Here is a 23726-nt window from a genome sequence, read left to right as displayed (position 1 = left end):
CGCAGAGCGGCACAGCAACCACCGGAATAGGGCGGCCCCGTGCACAGCGTCCTCGCTAGTGTTTTTGTTACTAAAGGAATCTCCAACCCCGATCAGAATGATCGAGGCCGGGGATGTCAACATATCTGGCGTTGACTTTTGGCACGCTGTTGAGTTCTCAAGGAACGGACACTTCCTTCGAGCCCGCTCTCGCGTTCTCTCCGGGCGCTTCGTTCTTTCGTGTTTCCAGCTTATCAGATGTTTTCCGTGCCGTTTCCGGCTCCGGATTTCGTCCGATTCGCTTTCGCCTTTCGGCGCTCCCGAACTCTACCAGAGTTTCTCGGCCCGTTTTCCCCGCCGTTATCCGAATCGAAGTCCGAATTACCTGGCGGAGCCACGCGACCAGCGGGGCAACTCGGAGAACCTTACGCAACCGGTCAGGCAGAGTCAAACCGGCCCCGGACAGGTGAACTGTCCGGGGCCGGCGGGTGCCTGCGGGTACTGCGGGCGCTGCGGGTCAGTGGACCTCGGTGATCTCCGGGCCGCGGTCGAACGGCTTGAGCGAGGCCTCGCCGCCGAAGCGGTTCTCGCCCTCGGCCGGCGCACCGACGCCACCGTCGGCCACCATCTGCGCGTCCTCGGGGAGCTTCAGCACGATCGGGTCGCGGGGAGCCATCGGGGCCTCGCCGCGGACCACGACGGTCTGCCGGAAGACCTGCTCCAGCACCGCGGCGGCCTCGGGCTGCACGGCGGCCTGGCCCGAGATCACCCCGCGGAGGAACCAGCGCGGGCCGTCGCAGCCGACGAAGCGGACCAGCTGCACCCCCTGGGTGCCGTCCGGCAGCTGCACCGGGACCTGGGCGCGCAGGTGCCAGCCCAGCGTGCCCTCCTCCTCCTCGACGCGGCCGCCCTGGGAGGTGATGCCGCCGGCGATCTCCTCGCGGACCTCGCTCCAGATGCCCTCGGACTTGGGGGCGGCGAAGGCCTGCAGCTGGATCGCGCTGTTGCCGAGCACCAGGGTGGCGGCGACGATCGCCTCGCCGGCCACCTCCACCCGCAGCTCCATGCCCTCGACCCCGGGCACCAGCAGACCGCCGAGGTCCACCCGGCCCTCGTTGGGGCTCTCCAGCTCGGAGTGGTCCCAGGGGCCGTCCGGACGCGGCGCGGGCGGCAGCCCGACCTTGTCGGCCGGGTCCAGCTCGGTCTCCTCGACCTCGGTCGAGTCCTCGATCTCGGAGCTCTCGGAGTCGGCGGAGTCTTCGACGTCATCGGCCGTCTCGTCGGCGCTGATGGCGTCCTCGGCGAGCTGCTCGACAGCGTCCTCGCTCTTCTGGCGACGACGGAACACGGTCACTGTCCTTCCCGGTCCAAGACCGATGCGATTACCTGCTCGTACCTGCTCAACGCTTGCACCGCTCAAACCGCCGCGTGGCCGCCGGTCGAGCCGAAGCCGCCTTCGCCACGCGCGGACCCGGGCAGTTCGGCGACCTCGTGGAAGCGGGCCTTCTCGACCTGCTGGATGACCAGCTGGGCGATCCGGTCCCCACGGCGGAAGCTGACGCGCTCGCGCGGGTCCAGGTTGACGACGATCACCTTGATCTCACCACGGTACCCGGCATCGACCGTCCCCGGGGCGTTCACGAGCGCAACTCCGCAACGAGCTGCCAGGCCGGAGCGCGGATGCACGAACGCCGCGTAGCCGTCCGGCAACGCGATGGCCACGCCGGTGGGAATGACCGTCCGCTCACCGGGTTCCAGCTCGGCGTCGACGGCGGCGACCAGGTCCGCTCCGGCGTCTCCCGGCTGGGCGTAGCCGGGCAGCGGGAGGTCGGGATCCAGCCGGCGGATCAGGACGTCGACCTGGGGACGGGAGTTGGGGGTCACGGGTTCACCTCGAAGGCTCTGGCACGCTTCAACAGATCAGGGTTGTCCAGGGCGGCCTTGATGTCCGCCGGACGACCGTGCGTGGTGAAGTGTTCCAGCTTCACCTGAACGAAGAGCGCGGACGCCCGGATCGCGACCGGTCCGTCGGGCCCGCCGATCCGGCCCTCGCCGGCGCAGTAGATCTTGCGGCCCTGCAGTCCGATGACCTCGGCGTGGATGTGCAGCACCGAGTCGACCGGCACCGGCTGGAGGAAGTCGGTCTCCAGCCGACCGGTGACCGAGGCGGTGTGCAGCATCCAGTTGAGCGAGCCCAGGGTCTCGTCCATGGCCGTGGTGAGGATGCCGCCGTGGGCCAGCCCGGGGCCGCCCTGGTGGCTCTCCTTGACGGTGAACTCGGCGTGCACCTCGACGCCTTCGCCGGCCCGGATGTCCATCTGCAGGCCGCCGGTCTGCTGCGGTCCGCAGCCGAAGCAGTGCACGTAGTGCGAGCCGAGGGCGGTGCCGGGAGCGGGTGCGTCGGGGTGGCGCTCGGGCGCCGTGGCACCCGCGGGCGGCGTGGTGGGGGTACTGGTGGGGGTGCGCGGTACGGTCACGGGCCAGACCCTACCCGCGGGTAGGTCAGATGCAATGGCCGTCCGGATGTCGGCCTGGGACAGAATGGCCATATGTACGACGAACGCCTTACCGCGCCCCGCTCCTGGTGGCTGCTGCCGGTCGCGACCGGCGCGTCGCTGGCGCTGATCATGCTGAAGTTCGGCCCCGTCCCCGGGCTGATCGGCCTGCTGGTGGGGCTGGTGGCCGCCGCGGTGGCGCTGAGCTCCTACGGCTCGGCGCGGATCCGGGTGGTCCAGGGTTCGCTGGTGGCGGGCCAGGCGCGGATCCCGGTCTCGGCGCTGGGCGAGGCCCGGCCGCTGGACGCCGCCGAGGCGGTGGCCTGGCGCTCGGTGAAGGCGGATCCGCGGGCCTTCATGCTGCTGCGCAGCTACGTGCGCACGGCGCTGCGGGTCGAGGTGACCGATCCGGCCGACCCCACCCCCTATCTGTACCTGTCGACCCGGGATCCGGAGGGGCTGGCCGCCGCGCTGGCCGCCGCCCGCGGCTGATCCGGCGGGCCCGCCGCACCGTGCGGGCCCCCGGCACGACGAAGGGACGGTCCGTCGCGACGGACCGTCCCTTCGTCGTTGGAGTGCGCCCGGAACCGGGTCGCGGGATCGGCCTCCGGCCCGCTGCTGCGGGCCGGCCGGGGCGTTTCGCCGAGTCTGGCGGCGGTGCGGTGCACCGTGGCCATCTGGATCGGACCGCTCCGTCCTGACTCAGGCGCAGTCGCGGCAGATCGGGTGGCCGTCCTTCTCGTGCGAGAGCTGGCTCCGGTGGTGCACCAGGAAGCAGCTCATGCAGGTGAACTCGTCGGCCTGCCTCGGGAGCACCCGGACCGACAGCTCCTCGTTGGAGAGGTCGGCGCCGGGCAGTTCCAAGCTCTCCGCCGAGTCGAAGTCGTCGACGTCCACCGAGTTGGTGGTCTTCTCGTTCCGGCGGGCCTTCAGTTCCTCGATGCTGTCCTCGTTGAGGTCGTCATCGGTCTTGCGTGGGGTGTCGTAGTCCGTAGCCATGTTCGCTCTCCCCCTCTGGGTGTGTGCGGTATCTCCAGCGCACGTAACGCACGAGGGGCCGGTCTTGTGCCCGACCCGAGGCCGAGATTGTGCCTTACTTCAAGCCCTGTTACTCAATCGACACTCAGCGGCGGGCCCGACCGGGTGATCGGGGACGCCTCCGACGGGCTTGCGGACAGTGGCCGCTGGGGGCGTTTCACTCTCCGATGTCGAATACGGGTGGTGATGGTACGCCCTGTCCAGCACTGGCGCCAAGCGGGCCCGGCGCAGGTGGGAGCGGGATTTCCGGTGGGACGGGGCGGCATTCCGGGGAGCCGGCCCGATCACCCTCCGCAGTGATCGCCGCGAGCCCGGCGATCACTCTGCGAGATCATCCGAACGTGTGCCGTGCGCTGCTGTGAGCTTGGTTACAGCAGCGCACCTTTCCGGCGAATCGGCCTGAACCGGACCCCTTCCGCGGGGCCCGGAACGCCTGCGGAACGCCTCAGCCGGCCTTCCGCCCGGCCACGGCGGCACGGCGTGCCAGCAGGGCGGCCTGCCGCTCGTCGAACTTGACCGCCTGGGCGTTCAGGCCGTCCATGAAGAGCCCGAGCTCCTGCTGCGCCTGCAGCCCGGCCGGGCCGAGCCCGGTGAGCTCCAGCACCCGCAGGTGGCGCAGCACCGGCTGCAGCACGTCGTCGTGGTGGATCCGCAGGTTGTAGATCCCGCCGATGGCGATCTGGGCCGCCGAGCGCTCGAAGCCGGGCATCCCGTGGCCGGGCATCCGGAACTCGACCACCACGTCCCGGATGGCCTGCATCGCCAGGTCGGGCGCGATCTCCAGCGCCGCCCGCAGCAGGTTCCGGTAGAAGACCATGTGCAGGTTCTCGTCGTTGGCGATCTTGGCGAGCAGCTGCTCGCAGAGCGGGTCGCCCGAGTAGTGGCCGGTGTTGCGGTGCGAGATCCGGGTGGCCAGCTCCTGGAAGGCGACGTAGGCCACCGAGTGCAGCATGCTGTGCGCGTTGTCGGACTCGAAGCCGGCGCTCATGTGGTCCATCCGGGCCCGCTCCAGCGCCACCGGGTCGACCGCCCGGGTGGCCAGCAGGTAGTCGCGGATGGCGATGCCGTGCCGGCCCTCCTCGGCCGTCCAGCGGTGCACCCAGGTCCCCCAGGCGCCCTCCCGGCCGAACATGGTGGCGATCTCGTGGTGGTAGCTGGGCAGGTTGTCCTCGGTGAGCAGGTTGACCACCAGCGAGATCCGGCCGAGCGGGGTGACCTTGGACTGCTCGACCGCCCACGGGTCGCCGCCCATCACGCCGTCGAAGTCCCGCCCCTGGCTCCAGGGGACGTACTCGTGCGGCATCCACTCCTTGGCCGCCTTCAGGTGCCGGTCCAGCTCGGTCTCGACCACCTCTTCGAGGGCCAGGATCAGCCTGGCATCGGTCCATGCGGTCGAGACGGTGCGCTGAGCGGGGGCAAGGGTCACGACGGGGGCTCCTGGAGAAACGTTGCACGTGCTGGTGCGTCGGGCTGCTGCTTGCTACCTACGCCTTCGTACCTTACGGCAGCGTAGGTTACGGCAGCGTAAGTAGTACTGCCCGAAAATGACAAGCGCCCCGGCCGTCCCTTCCCGCAGGTGAAGGGCGTGGCGCGGGGCGCTGGGCGGCCGTGCGGCCGGTCAGGTACCGGGGATTCGTACCCGCATGGTCAGGCCGCCGCCGGGGCGGGCCACCGCTTCGATCGCTCCGCCGTGGGCGCGGACCACCGAGCGGACGATCGACAGGCCGAGGCCGACGCCCTTGTCGCTGCGGACCCGTTCGGACCCCTTGAGCCGGCGGAACGGCTCGAAGATGTGCTCCAGTTCGTACCCGGGCACCACCGGCCCGGTGTTGCTCACCACCAGCTCGCCGGCCCCGCCGGCGGACGGCGTGGTGCTGATCTCCACCCAGCCGTCCGGCACGTTGTACCGGACGGCGTTCTGCAGCAGGTTGAGCGCGATCCGCTCCAGCAGCACGCCGTTGCCGGAGACCGAGACCGGGTGCAGCTCGGAGCGGATCTCCACCTCCCGGTTGGCCGCCTCCGGCCGGACCTGCTCCACCGCCTGCAGGGCCACCTCGGAGAGCTCGACGGGCTTGCGGTCGACCAGCTCGTTGTCGCTGCGGGCCAGCAGCAGCAGGCCCTCCACCAGCTGTTCGCTGCGCTCGTTGGTGGCCAGCAGGGTGCGGCCGAGCTGCTGCAGGTCCTGCGAGGTGCCGGGGTCGGAGAGCTGCACCTCCAGCAGGGTGCGGTTGATCGCCAGCGGGGTGCGCAGCTCGTGCGAGGCGTTGGAGACGAACCTGCGCTGCGAGTCGAAGGAGCGGTCCAGCCGGTCGAGCATGTCGTCGAAGGTGTCGGCCAGCTCCTTCAGCTCGTCGTCCGGGCCCTCCAGCTCGATCCGGCGGTGCAGGTCCGAGCTGGCCACCTCGCGGGCGGTGCGGGTGATCCGGCCGAGCGGGCGCAGCACCCGGCCGGCCATCGCGTAGCCGGCCGCGAAGGCGATCACGGCCAGCGAGACCAGCACGGTGAGCGACTTGCGGAGCAGGATCTCCAGCTCGGTGTGGGCCTGGCCGGTGAGCGAGCCGGCCAGGAAGGCGTTGAGGTCGTTGCCGGAGAGAGTGCGGCCGTCGGCGGTCCTGATCACCACCGAGGAGTCGACGGTGATCGAGGGCAGCGTCAGGTCCCGGAACGCCTGCTGCACGAAGAAGTAGGTGATCAGCAGCAGCAGCACCCCGGCCATCAGGAACATCCCGCCGTAGAGCAGGGTGAGCCGGATCCGGATGGTCGGGCGGAAGGGCAGCCAGTTCAGGCCGTCCTCGGTCGGGTTCCGCTGGGGCGGCGGCGGGTCGGCGACCGGGCGCGGCGGGTGCGGGGGCCGCGGCGGCGTCGGGTGGGGACTGCCGGAGGGCCCGCCGGCGGTGGGCGGGGTGGTCATGGGTGTCATCCCTCGGATGGGTGGCGATGGGGTGCCCGGTCGGGGCGGACCGGCCCCGGGGCGGGTCAGATCCGGTATCCGGAGCCGGGCACCGTGACGATCACGGCGGGGTCGCCGAGCTTGCGGCGCAGGGTCATCACGGTCACCCGGACCACGTTGGTGAACGGGTCGGTGTGCTCGTCCCAGGCCTTCTCCAGCAGTTGCTCGGCGGAGACCACGGCGCCGCCGGCCCGCATCAGCACCTCCAGCACCGCGAACTCCTTGGGGGCCAGCTGGATCGACCGGCCGTCCCGCAGCACCTCCCGGCGCCCCGGGTCCACGGTGATCCCGGCCCGCTCCAGCACCGGCGGCAGCGGCACCGTGGCGCGGCGGCCCAGCGCCCGTACCCGGGCGACGAGTTCGCTGAAAGCGAACGGCTTCGGAAGGTAGTCGTCCGCGCCGATCTCCAGTCCCTCGACCCGGTCGCTGACGTCGCCGGAGGCGGTCAGCATGATCACCCGGGTGGCCAGGCCCTGCTCGACCACGCTGCGGCAGACGTCGTCACCGTGCACCAGCGGCAGGTCGCGGTCGAGCACCACCACGTCGTAGTCGTTGACGGCGATCCGCTGCAGGGCGGCCTCGCCGTCGTACACCACGTCCACGGCCATCGCCTCGCGGCGCAGACCGGTGGCGACGGCCTCGGCGAGCAGCTGCTCGTCCTCGACGACAAGAACCCGCACTGCGGTTGTCCCTTCTCTGGGGCGCGCGCGGCGGGCAGCGAGGTCCCGTGCGCGGGCCTGTGACTCCGACGGTGCCTCCATCCTGCCCCCTGGCCGGGTAAAGCAGCGGTAAGCCGGGTGCGCTGCACCGCCCCGGAGGGCCGCCGGGATGTGACGGCGGCAACTTTCCGGGTTTTCTCCGGCGGGGAGGTTTCCCGCTCCGCCGGACGGGGAGGACGAATGCACACCCGCGATCACGCCGTCAGGCTGTCGCACCCACCCGCCGCGCGTTCATCCGCACCGGTCGGGGGTTCGCACCATCCGCGGAGCGGCCCTGCCGCCGCACCCGTACCCGTACCGGGTCCAGCCACCGGACGGGAACACTCCGCCGGATACCACCGCCCTCCCGCCCGGAGAACGCTCGACCGCGCACGTCCGACACCGTAAGGGGGTCTGCCGCATGGACGCCTTCACCGCCGGAATCCTGCAGCGCATAAGGAACGCCGAGCAGGATCTGCACCGTGCACTCGAAGCCGGGGACGAGTTCCTGGCCGAGGTCGAACAGTCCGAACTGGAAGACCTGCGCCGGATCGCCGCCGACCACGGCGTCGACCCGCTGCTCTCGCTGCCCCGCAGCGCCTGACCCGGGCCCGTCCGCTCCGCCGGACGGCGCCCGCACCCTCCGGGCCGGTGAAACGGCCCCCGATACGTGGTGGAACCCCGGTGCGATCCTCGCACCGGGGTTCCGTCGCGTCCGGGCCCGTGGCGGAACTCGCGGTTCCGCCACGGGCCCGGTCGGCCTCCGCCCGAGGCTCAGTCGTGCCAGGCGCCCAGCTCCTCCAGCCGGGCCTGCAGTCGCTCGAAGGTGCCGGGCGGGGCGGCCACCACCAGCTCGCGGGCCGCCTCGGCGCCGGGCCGGCCGCCGGTCAGGGCGCCGGCCTCGCGGGCGATCAGGCCGCCGGCCGCCAGGTCCCAGGGCGCCAGGCCGCGCTCGTAGTAGCCGTCCAGCCGGCCGGCCGCCACGTCGCAGAGGTCCACCGCCGCCGCGCCGCCGCGCCGGATGTCGCGCAGTTCGGGCATCAGCCGGTTCAGCACCTCGGCCTGGTGGGTCCGGGTGGCCAGCGCGTAGCCGAAGCCGGTGGCGACCAGCGCCTGGCCCCAGGGCGGCGTCGGCCGGACCGCGATCGGGCGGCCGTCCAGCAGCGCGCCGCGGCCCAGCACGGCCTGGAACAGCTCGCCCCGGGCCGGTGCGAAGACCACCCCGACCACGGCCTGGCCGTCCAGCTCGGCGGCCACGCTGACGGCCCAGTTGGGCAGGCCGTACAGGTAGTTGACGGTGCCGTCGAGCGGGTCGACCACCCAGCGCACGCCGCTGGTGCCGGTCACCTCGGCCCCCTCCTCGCCCAGGTAGCCGTCCAGCGGGCGGCGGCCGGTGATCAGTTCGAGGACCAGCTTCTCCGAGGCCAGGTCCATCTCGGTGACCACGTCCACCGGGCTGCTCTTGGTGGCGGCAACCCCGAGGTCGGCCGGGCGGCCGTCCCGCAGCAGCGCACCGGCCTGCCGAGCGGCGTCCAGCGCCACCTCGAGCAGCTCGTCCAGCAGGGTCTCGTCGAGCGGGGTCTGATCGGGCACGGTTCTCCCTCGTTCGGTCGGCACGGGTCGGACGGGGTCAGGCGCCGGCCGCGGCCGGCCGGGGCGCCCGGGGGTTGGGGCAGCAGTCGACGGGGCAGCGGTCCCGGCTCGGCGCCAGCGCGCCCAGCCCGCACCGGGCGGCGGGCTCGCCGCGCTCGGTGGCGGCGCGCTCCAGCAGCAGTTCGCGGACGGCGGCCGCGAACCGCGGGTCGGCGCCCACGGTGGCCGCCCGGGCGACCGGCAGGCCGAGCTCGGCGGCCTTGGCCACCGCCTCGGTGTCGAGGTCGTACTTGACCTCCATGTGGTCCGAGACGAAGCCGATCGGCACCATCACCACGGCCGCCGCACCCTCCTTCTGACGCTCCGTCAGGTGGTCGCAGATGTCCGGCTCCAGCCACGGGGTGTGCGGGGCGCCGCTGCGCGACTGGTAGACCAGCCGCCATGGGCGGTCCGCCACGCCGGTGGCCCCGGCGAGGGCGTCGGCGATCAGCCCGGCCACCTCCAGGTGCTGGGCCACGTAGGCCCCGCCCGGGGTGCCGCGGGCCGGGTCGTCGGGGGCGCCGGAGCTCTCCGCCATCGCGGTCGGGATGGAGTGGGTGGTGAAGGCCAGCTCGGCCCCGTCGCGCAGTCCGGCGGGCAGTTCGGCCAGCGCGGCCAGGGTGGCGTCGATCATCGGCCGGACGAAGCCCGGGTGGTCGTAGAAGTGCCGCAGCTTGTCCACGGTGAGCTCCGGGCCGCCCTCCGCGGCCAGCACGGCCAGCGCCTCGGCCAGGTTCTCCCGGTACTGGCGGCAGCCCGAGTAGCCGGCGTAGGCGCTGGTGGCCAGCACCGCGACCCGGCGGTGGCCGTCGGCGGCCAGCTCGCGCAGCGCGTCCACCAGGTAGGGCGCCCAGTTCCGGTTGCCCCAGTAGACCGGCAGGTCGAGCCCGTGCTCGGCGAAGTCGGCGCGCAGCGCGGCCAGCAGCTCGCGGTTCTGCCCGTTGATCGGGCTCACCCCGCCGAACAGGAAGTAGTGCTTGCCGACCTCGGCCAGCCGCTCCTTGGGGATGCCGCGGCCCCGGGTCACGTTCTCCAGGAACGGCACCACCTCCTCGGGCCCCTCGGGACCGCCGAAGGAGAGCAGCAGCAGCGCGTCGTAGGGCGCCGGATCGGTGAGGGTCTGCGCGTCAGCCATGGCCCCGATCCTGCCACTGCGGGCACCGGGCACCGGACCGGCCCCGCACGGTACCGACCGGTTTATTCGGATGCGGGAAACCGTAAGCTGTCATATCGATAGATGTTCCTTACCGCTCTTCCCCCGAGTCCCGACCCGCCCGGAGCAGCCGTGCTGTCCAGCTACCGCCAGATATTCGCCGCGCCCGGCGCTGTCGCCTTCTCCGCCACGGGCCTGGTCTCCCGGCTGCCGATCTCGATGGTCGGGGTCGGCGTGGTGACGATGTTCTCCGAGCTGCGCGGCTCCTACGGCCTGGCCGGCGCGGTCACCGCGACCCTGGCGATCGCCTCGGCCGCGCTCGGCCCGCAGGTCTCCCGGCTGGTCGACCGCTACGGGCAGCGCCGGGTGGTCCGCCCGGCGACCGCGATCAGCGCGCTGGCCTCGGTGCTGCTGCTGGTCGCGGCCTGGCGCTCCTGGCCGACCTGGACGTACTTCCCGTGCGCGGTCGGGATGGGCGCGATGGGCAGCACCGGCGCGCTGGTCCGGGCCCGCTGGGCGCTGCTCTACCGGGACGACCCGGAGAAGCTGCACACCGCCTACTCGCTGGAGGCGGTGGTGGACGAGATCATCTTCATCGTCGGCCCGATCCTCTCCATCTGCCTGGCCACCTCGCTCTTCCCGGAGGCCGGCGTGCTGCTGGCCACCCTCTTCATGGTGGTCGGGGTGGCGCTGTTCACCGCGCAGCGCAGTACCGAGCCGCCGGCCCACCCGGTGGGGCGCGCCTCCGGCGGTTCGGCGCTGGCGGTGCCCGGGCTGCGGGTGCTGATCGCGACCTTCGTGGCGATCGGGTCGATCTTCAGCTCGGTCGAGGTGGTCACCGTGGCCTACGCCCGGGCGCAGGGCCACGAGTCGGCGGCCAGCCTGGTGCTCGCGGTCTGGGCGCTCGGCTCGGGCCTGGCCGGTGTGGTGGTCGGCACCCTGCACCCGAGCGGTCCGGCCCGGCGGCGGTTCCGGCGCGGGGTGGCGCTGATGGCCGTCAGCCTGGTGCCGCTCAACCTGGTGGCCACCTGGTGCGGCGGCACCGGCGGGCTGGTGCTGGCCGGCGCCGCGCTCTTCCTGGCCGGCTTCTCGATCTCGCCGACCATGATCACCGCGACCGGCATGGTCGAGCGGCTGGTCCCGCCGGCCCGGCTGACCGAGGGGATGTCCTGGATCACCACCGGCCTGGCCCTGGGCGTGGCCGGCGGCTCCTACCTGGCCGGCGTGGTGGTGGACGCGGCCGGCCCGGCGGCCGGCTACCGGGTCTCGCTGGCGGCCGGCGCCTTCGCCGTGCTGCTGGCCGCGGCCGGCGGCCGCTGGCTGGTGGCCGGCGCCCCGGCGGCCGCGCCCGAACCCGCCACCGTGGCACCGTGATCCACCCTGCCGACCCATGGACCGGCAGCTGACCTGGGGCTAGGCTCCCTACCCACTGGTAGCGCCCCCGGGTGCAGGATGGACGCAGGAGGCTCAGCATGACCCTGACCGCCGGCCGTTGGACCAACTGGGCGGGCAACCAGAGTGCCGAGCCCAGCCGGATCGCGGCGCCCGGCTCCACCGAGGAGCTGGCCGAGGAGGTCAAGCGGGCCGGCGCCGAGGGGCGCACGGTCAAGGCGGTCGGCTCCGGGCACTCCTTCACGGCCATCGCCGCCGCCGGCGACGGGGTGCTGATCCGCCCGGAGAACATGACCGCGGTGCGCGAGCTGGACCGCGGGGCGGGCACCGTCACGGTGGAGGCCGGCCTGCCGCTCTCCCGGCTGAACCGGCTGCTCTCCGCCGCCGGGCTGTCGCTGACCAACATGGGCGACATCGAGGTGCAGACCGTGGCCGGCGCGACCAGCACCGGCACCCACGGCACCGGCCGGGACTCCGGCTCGCTGGCCGCCCAGATCAAGGCACTGGAGATCGTGCTGGCCGACGGCTCGGTGCGGCAGTGCTCGCCGACCGAGCACCCCGAGCTCTTCCAGGGCGCCCGGCTGGGCCTGGGCGCGCTCGGCGTGATCAGTGCGATCACCTTCGGGGTCGAGCCGGCCTTCCTGCTCACCGCGCACGAGGCGCCGATGCGGTTCGACCGGGTGCTCGCCGACTTCGACCGGCTGACCCAGGTCAACGAGCACTTCGAGTTCTACTGGTTCCCGCACACCGACCGCTGCAGCACCAAGCGGAACAACCGCAGTCAGGGACCGGCCGCGCCGCTGCCCCGCTTCAAGGCCTGGCTGGACGACGACTTCCTCTCCAACACGGTCTGGGAGGGCGCCTGCCGGATCGGCCGGGCCTTCCCCGCCACCGTCCCGGCGATCGCCGCCGCCGCCAGCCGGGCCTGGTCCGAGCGCAGCTACACCGACACCGCCTACAAGGTCTTCACCAGCCCCCGCAAGGTGCGCTTCACCGAGATGGAGTACGCCGTGCCGCGCGAGGCGGCGGTGGAGGTGCTGCGCGAACTGCGCAGGCTGGTGGAGCGCAGCGACTGGCGGATCAGCTTCCCGGTGGAGGTGCGCTGCGCGCCCGCCGACGACATCTGGCTCTCCACCGCGAACGGCCGGGACTCGGTCTACATCGCCGTGCACCTCTACCGGGGCACCGCCGAACAGGGCTACTTCCGCACCGTCGAGCAGCTGATGACCGCACACCAGGGCCGCCCGCACTGGGGCAAGCTGCACAGCCGCGACGCCGGGTACCTGGCCGGCGCCTACCCGCACTTCGGCGACTTCACCGCGCTGCGCGACCGGGTCGACCCGGAGCGCCGGTTCGCCAACGCCTACCTGCGCCGGGTGCTCGGCGACTGACCCGCCGTCAGGGCGAGGCGGTGGCGGGGGACGCCGTCTCGGCGGCGGGGGCGGGCGGGGCGCTGCCGGCGTCAGCGGTGCCGCCGGTGCTCGGCCGGGCGGAGGGCGTGTCGGACGGTGTGGCCGGAGCGGAGGGCGTGCCGGTGGTGGCCGGGGCCGACGGGGTGCCGGTCGATCCGCTCGCGCTGGGGCTGGGGCTGGAACTGGGGCTCGTGCTGGGGGTCGGAGTCGAGCTGGGGCCGCCGCTCGGCGGACTGGACGGCCCGGCGGAGGCTGAGCCGGCCGGCGGGGCCGGGCGCTCGGCCGGAGCCGGTCCGCGCTGCGGGGTGGTCGCGCCGGAGCCGCCGGTGGTGAGGCCGGGCAGGATCGAGGTGCCGCCGCCGTCCTGTCCGCTGGTGATCGCGTGCATGTTCTGTCCGGTGGCCAACTCGACGACCACGATCGGCGCCATCGCCAATACGAACACCAGTGCTGATATCGCGGCATAGCCCTTCCAGGTCCACCGCCGCCGGGCCCGCCGCACCGGCGATTCGTTCCACGAATTGCCGGGTTCCGGTTCGTGGTCGTTCCGCCAGGCGGCGGGCGGCGCGCCGTCGACGACCGGAACCTGGCGCAGTCCGTTCGCCGTGCGATTCGGTGACCGGTCCGTCACTTCACGCAGTTGTTCGCCGGTGCGCCGGAACAGGTGCTGGAAGACCGCACCGCCGCAGGTCGCGCCGATGCTGACCACCGCGGCACCGGCGATCGTTCCGTACACGCCCAGCCCCGAGGCCAGCACCGCGCCGGCCACCGTCGCCAGCGCACTGGCCGCGACCTGGGCCATGCTCAGGTCGATCCGCCGGCCGCCGCCGGACCGCTCGCGCTGCTCGGACATCAGTTCTTCGCCACATCCTCGATATCTCGTCAGATCCGCCCCCCGGCCGCCCCCTCGGGCCATCGCTCCATCGGATAGGAACGGCCATTGTGCACAAAGAAGGACACAAGGGTCGAAAATCCGGTTCTTTCCAGTCGATATATGTGAAGATGATCACCGTCAGCTGATCGGCGGTCCGCCAATGGAGTCCCCCCTCTTGAGATTCCCGTGAATCGCGGGAGACTTGAGCGGCGAGCCGCCCCTGTGGATGCCACGAATGGAGTACTGTTCGTGGAGCCTGAGCCTTCGGTCACCCTCTCGACTGCCTTTTCCACCGGCAGTCCGGAAGACGCCCGGGGACTCGGGCGACGCACGGCGGCGCTCGACCCGAACCGTCGCTCCACATCCACGTGCGGGGACCGGCCGGGAGGCTGACGCGGCGTCATCACGGCGGCACGTCAAATAGGCCACCGTGCCACAGCGGTGTGTCCGGACCCAAGTCCGACACGCCGGAGAACTCTGCAAGGTTGTGGCAAGTCGACAGCGGGCAGGCCACACTCAGTACGGGAGCAGCGACGCAGGTGACGTCGGCAGGCACCACCCGGGAGGTAACCGTGCCCGAACTGCGGGTTGTGGCCGTCAGCAACGACGGCACACGGCTGGTGCTCAAGGCTGCCGACAGCACGGAGTACACCCTCCCGATCGACGAGCGCCTGCGCGCCGCCATCCGTGGCGACCGGCCCCGCCTCGGCCAGATCGAGATCGAGGTCGAGAGCCACCTCCGCCCCCGTGACATCCAGGCGCGGATACGAGCCGGCGCCTCCGCCGAGGAGGTCGCCCAGGCCGCCGGGATCTCGGTGGACCGGGTGCGGCGCTTCGAGGGTCCGGTGCTGGCCGAGCGCGCCTTCATGGCCGAGCGGGCCCGCAAGACCCCGATCCGCCGCCCGGGCGAGTCCACCGGCCCCCAGCTGGGCGAGGCCGTGGCCGAGCGGCTGGTGCTGCGCGCCGCCGAGAAGGACACCGAGCGCTGGGACTCCTGGCGGCGGGACGACGGCACCTGGGAGGTGGTCCTCTCCTACCGTTCCGACGGCGAGGGCCGCACCGCGAGCTGGACCTACGACCCGCCGCGGCGCCTGGTGCAGCCGAACGACGACGAGGCCCGCGCGCTGATCGGCGAGAACGTCGAGCGCGAGGAGGAGTCGGTCTTCCCCTTCATCCCGCGGATCGCCCGGCTCCCCCAGGACCGCCCGCACCGCCCGATGATCGAGCGGCCCTCGGCCGACCGGATCATGTCGCCGCCCGACCGCCTGCCCGCCCGCGAGGCGCGGGAGGCCAGGGAGGCGCGTGAGGCCACCGCGGCCGACTCGCTGACCAGCCTGCTGGACGTGGTCCCCGCCTACCGGGGCGATCTGACGGTGGGTCCGTCGGCGATCGAGGCCCAGCCGGTCGAGGAGGCCCAGGAGGTCGAGGAGCCCGCCGCGGCCGCGGCAGCCGCTCCCGCCGTCGGCGCGGGCTCGGCCTACGCGGACATCCTGATGCCCCGGGCGGTCGCCCCGCACCGGGAGCGGCTGGTCGGCACCACCGACCGGCAGGCCGAGGCGGACGGCGTCCGGCCCGGCCGCCGGGCCACCGTGCCGAGCTGGGACGAGATCGTCTTCGGCAGCCGGCGCAAGAAGACCGACTGACCGTCAGGGGCTGCCGTCCGGCAGCCCCTGACGTCTGCTCAGCCCCGCTCCGGGCCGGTCGCCACCGGCCGCTCCGGGTCGCTGGACCACTCGCTCCAGGAGCCCGGGTAGAGCGCCACCGGGTAGCCGGCCAGCGCCAGCGCGTTGTGCGCCGCCGTCACCCCCGAGCCGCAGTAGACGCCGACCACAGGCACCCCGTCCGCGCCAAGGGCCCGGAACCGCTCGGCCAGCTCGGCCACCGGGCGGAACCGGCCGTCGGGTGCGTTGTTCTCGAAGGTCGGCGCGCTGACCGCGCCGGGGATGTGCCCGGCCCGCGGGTCCAGCGGCTCCACCTCGCCGCGGTAGCGCTCGCCGGCCCGGGAGTCCAGCAGCAGGCCGGTGCGGGCCAGTTCGGCCGCCGCCGCCTTGTCCAGGGTGGGCAGCTGCCCGGGCACCGGCTTGAAGTCGCCCTCCTCGGCGGCCGGCGGCTCGGCGGTCACCGACTGCCCGGCCGCCCGCCAGGCCGCCAGCCCGCCGTCCAGCACCCGCACCTGCCGGTGCCCGGCCCAGCGCAGCAGCCACCAGGCACGCGCGGCCGAGGTGGCCGGCCCGCCGTCGTAGACCACCACCGGGCGGTCGGCCGAGACGCCGGCTCGGCGCAGCGCCGCGCCGAGCAGCTCCGGGTCGGGCAGCGGATGCCGCCCGCCGTCCCCGGGGGCCCCGGGCGGGGCGGCAAGGTCGCGGTCCAGGTCGACGAAGTGGGCGCCGGGCAGATGGCCGGCCGCGTACTGGTCGGCGCCGGTCTCGGTGCTCGGGCCGGCCGCGGGCAGCACGTAGCGGATGTCCAGCAGCACCGGCGCCGGGTCGCCGGCCAGCGCCTCGACCAGCTCGGCGACCCCGATCAGGGGCGAAGTGTTCTCCATGTCGGCCATTCTGCTGCCCGATCCGGTCACCCGGTCGCCCCCGGCGATGCTTTGTGCGCTCTTTGCCATGATTTCCGCGCGCTCGCCCCGCCTGCCGCCGCTGCGGGTGGGAGCATCTGCGCTGGGACCCGTGCCGCCGGGCCGGGTACCCCCGCGAGGAGGTCGGCGATGACGGCGGTTCAGGTCCGGGTTGCGCACGGCACACCCTGCTGGGTGAGCCTGATGACGCACGATGTCGAACGCGCCAAGGCGTTCTACGGACCCTTGCTGGACTGGAGTTTCACCCCCGGCCCGACCGAGCTGGGCGCCTACGTCCGGGCCAGCCTGCACGGCGCCCGGGTGGCCGGGATCGGCCTCGCGCCGGAACGGCCCGACCTGCCCGCCGAGTGGACCACCTACTTCGCGGTGGACAGCGCGGACAGCGCCTCGGCCCGGGTCCGGGACTGCGGCGGCACGGTGGCGGTCGGTCCGCTGGAGAACGGCCGGGCCGGGCGGCTGGCCATCGCGGCCGACCTGTCCGGCGCCTTCTTCGGTCTCTGGGAGGGCCGCGACCACCTCGGCTGGGAGGTGGTCGGCGAGCCGGGCGCACCGGTCTGGAGCGAACTGGTCACCAATGACGAGCCGCTGGCCGCCGCCTTCTACGGCTCGGTCTTCCAGCGCCAGGTGGTGCACGCCGACCCCTCGGCGGTGGCCCGCGGCGAGGAGGACGCCACCCTGCGGGTGGAGGGCCACCGGGTGGCCGGCCTGCGGCAGACCACCGACCTGCGCGACGGCCCGCCCCGCTGGCGGATCTACTTCGCCGTCGGCGACGCCGAGCTGACGGTCCGCCAGTGCGCGGCGCTGGGCGGCTCGGTGCTGGTCGGGCCGGCCGACACGCCGTACGGGCGGGTGGCCCGGCTGGCCGATCCGGAGGGCGGCCGCTTCTCGGTGGTGGAGCTTCCGGTGTTGGGGCTGTCCCCTGCCTGACGGCGGCTCAGACCTGCTCGAACGGCAGCACGTCCGGCGAGAGCGCGGCGGCCCGGGCGGTCGCGGCGGTCAGCCGGCGCCGGTGGTGGCGGCGGCAGAGCACCTCGTAGCCGACCTCGTCCTGGTTGACCGCGACGTCGCCGACCACCACCTGCGGACCCTCCACCACCATCACCCCGCCGACCGTGCGGGCGTTGTGGGTGGCCCGGGCGCCGCACCAGCAGAGCGCCTGCACCTGCAGCACCTCGACCCGGTCGGCCAGCTCCAGCAGCCGCTGCGAACCGGGGAAGAGCCGGGTGCGGAAGTCGGTGGTGATGCCGAAGGTGAAGACGTCGATGCCCAGCTCGTCCACCACCCGGGCGAGCTGGTCGACCTGCTCGGCGGTGTAGAAGTTGGCCTCGTCGCAGATCAGGTAGTCCACCTTGCCGCCGGCCGAGAGCAGCTGCACCACGTAGTGCTGGAACTCGAACCCCTCGGTCACCTCCACCGCCTCGGCGCGCAGGCCGAGCCGGCTGGAGATGGTGGAGGCGCCGGCCCGGTCGTGCCGGGCGAAGATGATGCCCTGCCGGCCGCGGGCGGAGTGGTTGTGGTTCATCTGCAGCGCCAGGGTGGACTTGCCGCAGTCCATCGTCCCCGAGAAGAAGACCAGGTCAGCCATGGTGGGGTGGGGGTGCCTCTCTCAAGGGGTACGGATCTCGAGCAGCGGTACCAGCTGCTCCACCGGGGTCATCGAGCCGTGCAGCCCGGTCATCGCGGACTCCCCCGGCTCGCTGCGGGAGGCGATCACCGCGATGTCGTCCCGGGCGGCCGCGACCACGTCGCCGATCCGGTGGTAGACCCGGTCGTCCACGGCCGGGCCGAACCAGCCCGCCTCGATCGCCTGGTCCCGGGTGGCCACCCACATCCGGTCGCCCAGCACCTCGCGCCAGACCGCGTACACGTCGCCGGCGGCGCCGGGCACCGCGTAGACGTGCCGGGCCCGGGCCTCGCCGCCGAGCAGGGCCACGCCGGCGCCGAGCTCCCAGTCCTCGTCGAAGTCGATCCGGTCCTCGGGCGCGATGTCGATCATGCCGTGGTCGGCAGTGACGTAGAGCACCGAGCGCGGCGGCAGCTGCTTGGCCAGCCGCTGGACCAGCCGGTCCACGGTGTGCAGCATCAGCCGCCACTCGTCCGAGTCCACCCCGAACCGGTGGCCGGTCGCGTCCAGCTCGCTGACGTAGGTGTACACCAGCGCACGGTCGGCGGCGGCGAGCTGACGGGCCGCCAGGTCCATCCGCTCCTCACCCGTGGTGCGGCCCAGGAACTCGCCGCCGGAGAGCGCCACCCGGGTCAGCGGGGTCTGCGCGAACAGCGGGGAGGAGACCTGGCTGGCCGAGACCCCGGCCTCGTGCACCCGCTGGAAGACCGTCGGGTAGGGCTGCCAGGCGTGCGGGTCCACCGGCGGCTGCCAGCGGAGCTGGTTCATCAGCCGCTGCTCCCCGGGTATCGCCACCGAGTAGCCGGCCAGGCCGTGCAGGCCCGGCGGCAGGCCGGTGCCCACCGAGGCCAGCGAAGTGGCGGTGGTGGACGGGAAGCCGGCGGTCAGCGGGCGGCCGGTGCCGCCCATCGAGCTGTCCAGCAGGCTGGTCAGGAACGGAGCCCAGTCCGGGTGCCGGCGGATCAGCTCCCAGCCGAGCCCGTCCACCAGGAAGACGCAGACCCGGTCGGCCGGGGCGATCGGCAGCGTGCTGGTGAAGCCGGGCACGCCGAGGCCCGCCGCCACCGAGGGCAGCAGGTCGCTGAGCGACCCGCCGCCGTAGCCGGGCGCGGGCGCGCCGGCCGGGTCGAGCGGGTCGAAGTCGAAGGAGCCGGGGCCGAAGGGCTGGTGGTGCGCCACGCCTCAGGCCCTGCTGATGGTGGCCTCGGACAGCGCCCGGGCGAAGAGCAGCGCCTGGGCCACCGTCTCGGGACCGTCGCCGGCCTCACTGACCCGCAGCGACAGGTCGTCGGCGGTCGCCGAACCGGTGTAGCCGTGGTCGGCCTCGCAGTTCGGGTCGGAGCAGCCGGCCGGCTCCAGGTCGATCCGCTGCACCGCACCCCAGCCGATGGTCAGCACCACCTCGCGGGGCAGCCGGCCCGGCGTGTAGGTCTCCGGGTTGGCGACCATCCGGCTCAGCACCACCGAGCCGATCCGGTCCAGCCGCACGCTCTCCGTCGAGGTGGTCGCGTACGGCACCGGGCTGGTGGCGTCGGCGGCCTGCTCGTCGGTGTGGCTGACCACGAACCGGGTCGGGGTCAGCACCAGCACGGTGACGTGCCGGCGGACCTCGTTGGCGTCGAAGGTGGTCTCCTGGTGCACCAGGTAGGAGGTGATCTGCTCGGGGCCCACCGCGGACTCCACGGCCTCGGAGACCAGCGCCGGGTAGTAGCCGCTGCGCTCGATCGCGGAGCGCAGGTCCTGCGTGGTGGTGGTACCGGTCTTCGCCATAACTCCATCCTGGCATGCCCCGCCTGCGCGGCGGGCTGGACTGCGCCGACCGCCGGGTGCCGAAAGGCGCAACCCAGGAAGGTTACAGCGTGCTCATGCTGCGCGGGCCCAGATCGCTGCGCAGCGGCAGCGGGGCCACCCGGACCGCCGCGCCGAGCACGGTGAGGCCCTTCGGGGCCACCACCACCGGCTCCAGCTCGACCGAGGCCACCTCCGGCAGGTCGTCCACCAGCTGGGAGACCCGCAGCAGCACCTCCTCCAGCGCACCGGTGTCCACCGGGGCCGCGCCGCGCCAGCCGAACAGCAGCGGGGCGGCCCGCACCTCGCGGACCTGGGCGGCCACCTCCTGGTCGGTGGCCGGGATCAGCCGGTGGGCCAGGTCGCCCAGCAGCTCGGCCGGGGCGCCGGCCAGGCCGAAGGAGAGGATCGCGCCGACCGCCGGGTCGACGGTCGCGCCGACCACCGTGTCCACTCCGCGCGGGGCCATCCGCTGCACCACCAGGCCCGCGCCCTCGGCGCCGCCGAGCAGCGCGGACAGCTCGCGGTGGGCCCGGCGCAGCCCGTCCTCGTCGGTCAGGTCCAGCCGCACCCCGCCGAGGTCGGGGCGGTGCCGCAGGTGCGCGGCGGTGGCCTTGAGGGCGACCGGGTAGCCGAGCGCGGCGGCCGCCCGGACCGCCTGCGCCTCCGCGACCGCCGGCAGCGCGCGCTGCACCTCGATGCCGTAGTGGCCGAGCAGCTCGGCGGCCTGCTCGGCGGGCAGGGTGAACCGGGCCCCGCCGGGCTGGGTGCGGGCGGCCGCGGCGGTGGGGCCGGTCAGCGCCCGCTCGACCAGGTCGCGGGCGGCGAGCTGGTCGATCCGGTCCAGCTCCGGTACCCGGGCGGTCTGCTCGGCGCTCTCCGCCGTCCGGCGCCACGCGCCGTAGCGCACGGCGTGCGCCAGGGCGCGCACGGCGCGCTCGGGGGCGGGGTAGGCGGGCACCGGATGGTCGGCGGCGCGCAGCACACCGGACAGCTCGCCGAGCGCCAGGTGGGTCAGCAGCAGCGGCTTGCCGAGCCGGCGGGCGGTCTCACCGGCGACCAGCAGGCCCTCGCCGAGCGCCGGGTCGTCGGCCGCCAGCAGCCGCTCCCCGGCCGACAGCAGGCCGGGGCCGGCCAGCGGCGGGATGGCCACCGCGATCACCGCGTCCACCGTGCTGTCGGCGAGCGCGGTCTCCAGCGCCACCCGGAAGTGCTCGCCGGTCGCGGCGGTGGTCAGGTCCACCGGCGGGCGCGGGCGCAGCCCGGCGCTCAGGCAGGCGTCGTGGGTGAGCAGGCCCAGCGAGTCGGAGTTGCCGACCACGGCCACCCGGTCGCCGGCCGGCAGCGGCTGGCCGGCCAGCAGTTCGCCGGTGTCCAGCAGGTCGGTGATGGTCTCCACCCGGACCACCCCGGCCTGCTGGAAGAGCGCGTCCACGGTGGCGTCGTTCAGCCCGCTGGCGGTCGGCGGCACGGCGTGGCCGGGCGGCAGCGAGCCGGTGTGCCGGGCCCCCTTGACCACCACGATCGGCTTGGCGGCGGCCAGCCGGCGGGCGATCCGGGTGAACTTGCGCGGGTTGCCGAAGGACTCCAGGTAGAGCAGCAGCACCTCGGTGGCCGGGTCCTCCTCCCAGTACTGCAGCAGGTCGTTGCCGGAGACGTCGGCCCGGTTGCCGACCGAGGCGAAGGAGGAGACGCCGAGCCCGCGCCGGTGCACCGCCTCCAGCAGCGCCACCCCGATCGCGCCGGACTGGCAGAACACCCCGAACGGGCCGGGGGCCGGCAGCAGCGGGGCCAGCGAGGCGTTCAGCGGGTGCTCGGGGGCGGTGGAGAGCAGGCCGAAGGCGTTCGGGCCGATCACCCGCATGCCCGCCGCCCGGGCCTGCCGGACCAGCGCCCGCTGGCGGTCCCGGCCGGCCGGGCCGGTCTCCGCGTAGCCCGCGGTCACCACCACCAGGCCGCGCACCCCGTGCGCCCCGCAGTCGGCGACCACCGCGGGCACCGACTCGGCCGGCACCGCCACCACGGCCAGGTCCACCGGTCCCGGGACCTCCAGCACCGAGCGGTGCAGCGGCACCCCGTCCACCGAGGCGCCCTGCGGCGCCCGGCTGTTCACGGCGTGCACCGGCCCGGTGAAGCCGCTGGCCAGCGCCGCGCGCAGCAGCGCCCGGCCGGCCGAGGCCTCGTTGCGGGAGACCCCGATCACCGCGAGCGAACGGGGCGTCAGCAGCCTTTGCACCGACCGGGCTTCGGCCCGGTGCTCGCGGCCGCGCATCACCGCGAGCGAGGCGGCGGTGGGTTCCAGGTCGAACTCCAGGTGCACCACGCCGTCGGCGAAGCTGCGCTTCTGCACGTAGCCGGCGTCGGTGAAGACCTTGGTCATCTTGCGGTTCTCGGGCAGCACTTCGGCGACGAACCGGCGGATGCCGCGCTCCTGCGCGACGGCCGCGATGTGCTCCAGCAGCGCGGAGGCCACGCCGCGGCCCTGGTGGGCGTCCTGCACCAGGAAGGCGACCTCGGCGTCGGTGCCGTCGGGCGAGGGGCGGCCGTCCCGGTCGATCCGGTCGTACCGCACGGTGGCGATGAAGCGGTCGCGGACCACCACGGCGAGCGCCACCCGGTCCACGAAGTCGTGGTGGGTGAACCGCCGCACGTCCTTGTCGGAGAGCCGCGGGTAGGGGGCGAAGAAGCGGAAGTACTTCGACTGGTCGGAGACCAGGGCGTAGAACTCCACCAGGCGCTCCGCGTCGGCCGGGACGATCGGCCGGATCCGGGCGGTGCCGCCGTCCCGCAGCAGGATGTCGGCCTCCCAGTGCTGGGGATAGCCGAGGGGTTCGTCGTCCGCGGGGTGCTCCACACCCGCCAGGCTATCCGGCGGCGAGCCGCTTGGCGCCCGACCGGCGGCCAGGGCAGGGTGGAACCGGTTCTGTGCGGTCGTGCCAGAATGGTCTAGACAACATGTCGACTCCCTGCACCACCTGAAAGGCACGTCATCATGGCTGAGCGCCGCGTCACCATCGGTTGGCCCGAGGGCCTGCACGCCCGTCCCGCCTCCGTCTTCGTCCGGGCGGCCGCCGCCGTCGGCGTGCCCGTCACCATCGCCAAGGCCGGCGGCAACCCGGTGAACGCCGCCTCCATGCTCGGCCTGCTGGCGCTCGGTGCCGAGGGCGGCGAGGAGGTCGTGCTGGCCTCCGACGCCGAGGGCGCCGACGCCGCGCTGGACCGCCTGGCCGCGATGGTCGCGCAGGGCCTGGACGAGCTGCCCGAGGCCTGAGCAGCGCCCCGCACCGGACGGCGGCGGCCCGCGTACAGCGGGCCGCCGCCGTCTTGCCACCATGGGCACATGCCCGACGCACTCGAACTGACCGCCGCCGACTTCCCGGCCCAGGCCGACATACTCGCCGACTGGGCCACCCAGGGCTTCGCCCCCGGAGTGCGCGCCTGGTCGCTGGACGGCGCCCTCGCCGTCGCCTCCCCCGCGCTCTCCGGCCGCGACCGGCTCGCCGTCACCGGACCGGTCGAGCCGCTGACCGCGCTGGTGCGCCACGCCCTGGCCGAAGTCGGCCCCGCCTACCGGCCGTTCGGCGACCGCGCGGTGATCGAGAAGCTCTCCGGCACGGTGCCCGGGCTGCAGTTCATCGCCGCCTTCCACTGGATGACGATCACCGGCGACGCACTGCCCACCACCCCCGGGGCGCACTGGCTCGGCCCCGCCGACCTCGCCGAGGCCGCCGCCCTGCTCGACCTAGCCCACCCCACCTCGTACGCCCACCCCACCCGCCCCGGCGCCACCCGCTGGGCCGGCGTGCGCGACGAGGCCGGCCGGCTCACCGCCGTCGCCTGCGAGGCCTGGAGCGCCCCCGGCGCCGGCTTCATCGCCGGCGTGGCCGCCCACCCCGAACACGGCCGCGGCCGCGGCCACGCCGAATCCGCCTGCCGGCTGGTCATCGACGCCCTGCTGCGCCGCAGCGGCCGGGCCGGCCTGATGGTCGAGTCGAAGAACACCGCCGCGATCCGGCTCTACACCCGGCTCGGCATGGCACCGCGCGAAGTGGCCGCGGCCGCCCAGCCGGAGAATTAGGTTCTCCGAATCGCCATCAGCTGACAATC

The 23726-nt window shown here is 73.6% G+C and carries 23 protein-coding genes; 8 read left to right on the top strand and 15 right to left on the bottom strand.

The window, feature by feature from the left end:
* Positions 1 to 496: 496 nt before the first annotated feature.
* The 3 genes from ACFYNO_RS30440 to ACFYNO_RS30430 form a co-directional block, all read right to left on the bottom strand.
* Positions 497 to 1327 carry a DUF3710 domain-containing protein gene (locus ACFYNO_RS30440; RefSeq protein ID WP_388019736.1) on the bottom strand — a complete coding sequence of 277 codons (831 nt, stop codon included), beginning with the start codon at positions 1325 to 1327 and terminating at the stop codon, positions 497 to 499.
* Positions 1328 to 1395: 68 nt separating this feature from the next.
* Positions 1396 to 1863 carry a dUTP diphosphatase gene (gene dut, locus ACFYNO_RS30435; RefSeq protein ID WP_388019733.1) on the bottom strand — a complete coding sequence of 156 codons (468 nt, stop codon included), beginning with the start codon at positions 1861 to 1863 and terminating at the stop codon, positions 1396 to 1398.
* The gene (locus ACFYNO_RS30430) at positions 1860 to 2456 is read right to left on the bottom strand and encodes a PaaI family thioesterase (protein WP_388019730.1); all 597 of its coding nucleotides are present in this window, start codon (positions 2454 to 2456) and stop codon (positions 1860 to 1862) included. The genes dut and ACFYNO_RS30430 overlap by 4 nt, the downstream gene beginning before the upstream one ends.
* Positions 2457 to 2528: 72 nt before the next feature.
* On the opposite strand from ACFYNO_RS30430, the gene ACFYNO_RS30425 reads away from it, so the two are divergent.
* Positions 2529 to 2966, top strand: coding sequence for a DUF3093 domain-containing protein (locus ACFYNO_RS30425; RefSeq protein ID WP_388019727.1), 438 nt, complete (start codon positions 2529 to 2531; stop codon positions 2964 to 2966).
* A gap of 210 nt (positions 2967 to 3176) precedes the next feature.
* Here ACFYNO_RS30425 and ACFYNO_RS30420 read toward each other — a convergent pair whose 3' ends face one another.
* The 4 genes from ACFYNO_RS30420 to ACFYNO_RS30405 all read right to left on the bottom strand — a co-directional run bounded on the left by ACFYNO_RS30420 (position 3177) and on the right by ACFYNO_RS30405 (position 7142).
* A complete protein-coding gene (locus tag ACFYNO_RS30420; RefSeq protein ID WP_388019724.1) occupies positions 3177 to 3473 on the bottom strand; it encodes a DUF4193 domain-containing protein in 297 nt (98 codons plus the stop codon).
* A 484-nt stretch (positions 3474 to 3957) separates the two neighbouring features.
* Positions 3958 to 4938 (bottom strand): acyl-ACP desaturase, encoded by a 981-nt coding sequence (locus ACFYNO_RS30415; RefSeq protein WP_388019721.1) that lies wholly within the window; start codon positions 4936 to 4938, stop codon positions 3958 to 3960.
* Positions 4939 to 5130: 192 nt separating this feature from the next.
* Positions 5131 to 6423, bottom strand: coding sequence for a sensor histidine kinase (locus ACFYNO_RS30410; RefSeq protein WP_388019718.1), 1293 nt, complete (start codon positions 6421 to 6423; stop codon positions 5131 to 5133).
* 65 nt (positions 6424 to 6488) lie between these two features.
* Positions 6489 to 7142, bottom strand: a complete 654-nt coding sequence (locus ACFYNO_RS30405; protein ID WP_388019715.1) for a response regulator transcription factor — start codon at positions 7140 to 7142, stop codon at positions 6489 to 6491.
* A gap of 439 nt (positions 7143 to 7581) precedes the next feature.
* Here ACFYNO_RS30405 and ACFYNO_RS30400 point away from each other — a divergent pair, with 439 nt between their 5' ends.
* The gene (locus ACFYNO_RS30400; protein WP_388019712.1) at positions 7582 to 7764 is read left to right on the top strand and encodes a hypothetical protein; all 183 of its coding nucleotides are present in this window, start codon (positions 7582 to 7584) and stop codon (positions 7762 to 7764) included.
* 170 nt (positions 7765 to 7934) lie between these two features.
* Here ACFYNO_RS30400 and ACFYNO_RS30395 read toward each other — a convergent pair whose 3' ends face one another.
* Both ACFYNO_RS30395 and ACFYNO_RS30390 read right to left on the bottom strand, forming a co-directional pair.
* Positions 7935 to 8753, bottom strand: coding sequence for an inositol monophosphatase family protein (locus ACFYNO_RS30395; protein ID WP_388019709.1), 819 nt, complete (start codon positions 8751 to 8753; stop codon positions 7935 to 7937).
* Between the two features lie 37 nt (positions 8754 to 8790).
* Complete coding sequence (locus tag ACFYNO_RS30390; protein ID WP_388019706.1) at positions 8791 to 9927, bottom strand: ferrochelatase; 1137 nt, start codon at positions 9925 to 9927, stop codon at positions 8791 to 8793.
* A gap of 150 nt (positions 9928 to 10077) precedes the next feature.
* Between ACFYNO_RS30390 and ACFYNO_RS30385 the strand changes: the two genes are divergently transcribed.
* Positions 10078 to 11319, top strand: a complete 1242-nt coding sequence (locus ACFYNO_RS30385; RefSeq protein WP_388019703.1) for an MFS transporter — start codon at positions 10078 to 10080, stop codon at positions 11317 to 11319.
* Between the two features lie 98 nt (positions 11320 to 11417).
* Positions 11418 to 12728 carry a D-arabinono-1,4-lactone oxidase gene (locus ACFYNO_RS30380; protein WP_388019700.1) on the top strand — a complete coding sequence of 437 codons (1311 nt, stop codon included), beginning with the start codon at positions 11418 to 11420 and terminating at the stop codon, positions 12726 to 12728.
* Between the two features lie 7 nt (positions 12729 to 12735).
* Here the strand turns inward: ACFYNO_RS30380 and ACFYNO_RS30375 are convergent, their stop codons facing one another.
* Positions 12736 to 13602, bottom strand: a complete 867-nt coding sequence (locus tag ACFYNO_RS30375) for a hypothetical protein (protein ID WP_388019697.1) — start codon at positions 13600 to 13602, stop codon at positions 12736 to 12738.
* A gap of 560 nt (positions 13603 to 14162) precedes the next feature.
* Here ACFYNO_RS30375 and sepH point away from each other — a divergent pair.
* Positions 14163 to 15266 carry a septation protein SepH gene (gene sepH / locus ACFYNO_RS30370; protein ID WP_388019694.1) on the top strand — a complete coding sequence of 368 codons (1104 nt, stop codon included), beginning with the start codon at positions 14163 to 14165 and terminating at the stop codon, positions 15264 to 15266.
* A 38-nt stretch (positions 15267 to 15304) separates the two neighbouring features.
* Here sepH and ACFYNO_RS30365 read toward each other — a convergent pair whose 3' ends face one another.
* Complete coding sequence (locus ACFYNO_RS30365) at positions 15305 to 16168, bottom strand: sulfurtransferase (protein ID WP_388019691.1); 864 nt, start codon at positions 16166 to 16168, stop codon at positions 15305 to 15307.
* Positions 16169 to 16336: 168 nt separating this feature from the next.
* Here ACFYNO_RS30365 and ACFYNO_RS30360 point away from each other — a divergent pair, with 168 nt between their 5' ends.
* On the top strand, positions 16337 to 17134 hold the full coding sequence (locus ACFYNO_RS30360) for a VOC family protein (protein ID WP_388019688.1): 798 nt from the start codon (positions 16337 to 16339) through the stop codon (positions 17132 to 17134).
* 7 nt (positions 17135 to 17141) lie between these two features.
* On the opposite strand, the gene ACFYNO_RS30355 is transcribed toward ACFYNO_RS30360, so the two are convergent.
* From ACFYNO_RS30355 to ACFYNO_RS30340, 4 genes are all read right to left on the bottom strand, one after another.
* Positions 17142 to 17792 (bottom strand): thymidine kinase, encoded by a 651-nt coding sequence (locus ACFYNO_RS30355; RefSeq protein WP_388019685.1) that lies wholly within the window; start codon positions 17790 to 17792, stop codon positions 17142 to 17144.
* A gap of 21 nt (positions 17793 to 17813) precedes the next feature.
* On the bottom strand, positions 17814 to 19010 hold the full coding sequence (locus tag ACFYNO_RS30350; protein WP_388019682.1) for an alkaline phosphatase family protein: 1197 nt from the start codon (positions 19008 to 19010) through the stop codon (positions 17814 to 17816).
* Between the two features lie 3 nt (positions 19011 to 19013).
* Positions 19014 to 19601, bottom strand: coding sequence for a DUF5998 family protein (locus ACFYNO_RS30345; protein ID WP_388019679.1), 588 nt, complete (start codon positions 19599 to 19601; stop codon positions 19014 to 19016).
* Positions 19602 to 19683: 82 nt separating this feature from the next.
* Entirely contained in the window at positions 19684 to 22473 is a 2790-nt protein-coding gene (locus ACFYNO_RS30340) for a GNAT family N-acetyltransferase (RefSeq protein ID WP_388019676.1), read from the bottom strand.
* A 138-nt stretch (positions 22474 to 22611) separates the two neighbouring features.
* Here ACFYNO_RS30340 and ACFYNO_RS30335 point away from each other — a divergent pair, with 138 nt between their 5' ends.
* Complete coding sequence (locus ACFYNO_RS30335) at positions 22612 to 22890, top strand: HPr family phosphocarrier protein (RefSeq protein ID WP_388019673.1); 279 nt, start codon at positions 22612 to 22614, stop codon at positions 22888 to 22890.
* 69 nt (positions 22891 to 22959) lie between these two features.
* The gene (locus ACFYNO_RS30330; protein ID WP_388019670.1) at positions 22960 to 23697 is read left to right on the top strand and encodes a GNAT family N-acetyltransferase; all 738 of its coding nucleotides are present in this window, start codon (positions 22960 to 22962) and stop codon (positions 23695 to 23697) included.
* The last annotated feature ends 29 nt before the right edge of the window (positions 23698 to 23726 follow it).

It is taken from the genome of Kitasatospora sp. NPDC006697, from assembly GCF_042869935.1.
Lineage (GTDB): Bacteria > Actinomycetota > Actinomycetes > Streptomycetales > Streptomycetaceae > Kitasatospora.
This window is presented reverse-complemented; position numbering and strand designations above follow the sequence as displayed.

What these genes read in the sequence shown, in the direction of transcription:
- ACFYNO_RS30425 (WP_388019727.1), top strand. Translation starts at nt 2,529, where the DNA reads ATGTACGACGAACGCCTTACCGCGCCCCGCTCCTGGTGGCTGCTGCCG.
- ACFYNO_RS30420 (WP_388019724.1), bottom strand. Translation starts at nt 3,473, where the DNA reads ATGGCTACGGACTACGACACCCCACGCAAGACCGATGACGACCTCAAC.
- ACFYNO_RS30410 (WP_388019718.1), bottom strand. Translation starts at nt 6,423, where the DNA reads ATGACCACCCCGCCCACCGCCGGCGGGCCCTCCGGCAGTCCCCACCCG.
- ACFYNO_RS30400 (WP_388019712.1), top strand. Translation starts at nt 7,582, where the DNA reads ATGGACGCCTTCACCGCCGGAATCCTGCAGCGCATAAGGAACGCCGAG.
- ACFYNO_RS30390 (WP_388019706.1), bottom strand. Translation starts at nt 9,927, where the DNA reads ATGGCTGACGCGCAGACCCTCACCGATCCGGCGCCCTACGACGCGCTG.
- ACFYNO_RS30380 (WP_388019700.1), top strand. Translation starts at nt 11,418, where the DNA reads ATGACCCTGACCGCCGGCCGTTGGACCAACTGGGCGGGCAACCAGAGT.
- ACFYNO_RS30375 (WP_388019697.1), bottom strand. Translation starts at nt 13,602, where the DNA reads ATGTCCGAGCAGCGCGAGCGGTCCGGCGGCGGCCGGCGGATCGACCTG.
- ACFYNO_RS30365 (WP_388019691.1), bottom strand. Translation starts at nt 16,168, where the DNA reads ATGGAGAACACTTCGCCCCTGATCGGGGTCGCCGAGCTGGTCGAGGCG.
- ACFYNO_RS30360 (WP_388019688.1), top strand. Translation starts at nt 16,337, where the DNA reads ATGACGGCGGTTCAGGTCCGGGTTGCGCACGGCACACCCTGCTGGGTG.
- ACFYNO_RS30355 (WP_388019685.1), bottom strand. Translation starts at nt 17,792, where the DNA reads ATGGCTGACCTGGTCTTCTTCTCGGGGACGATGGACTGCGGCAAGTCC.
- ACFYNO_RS30345 (WP_388019679.1), bottom strand. Translation starts at nt 19,601, where the DNA reads ATGGCGAAGACCGGTACCACCACCACGCAGGACCTGCGCTCCGCGATC.
- ACFYNO_RS30335 (WP_388019673.1), top strand. Translation starts at nt 22,612, where the DNA reads ATGGCTGAGCGCCGCGTCACCATCGGTTGGCCCGAGGGCCTGCACGCC.
- ACFYNO_RS30330 (WP_388019670.1), top strand. Translation starts at nt 22,960, where the DNA reads ATGCCCGACGCACTCGAACTGACCGCCGCCGACTTCCCGGCCCAGGCC.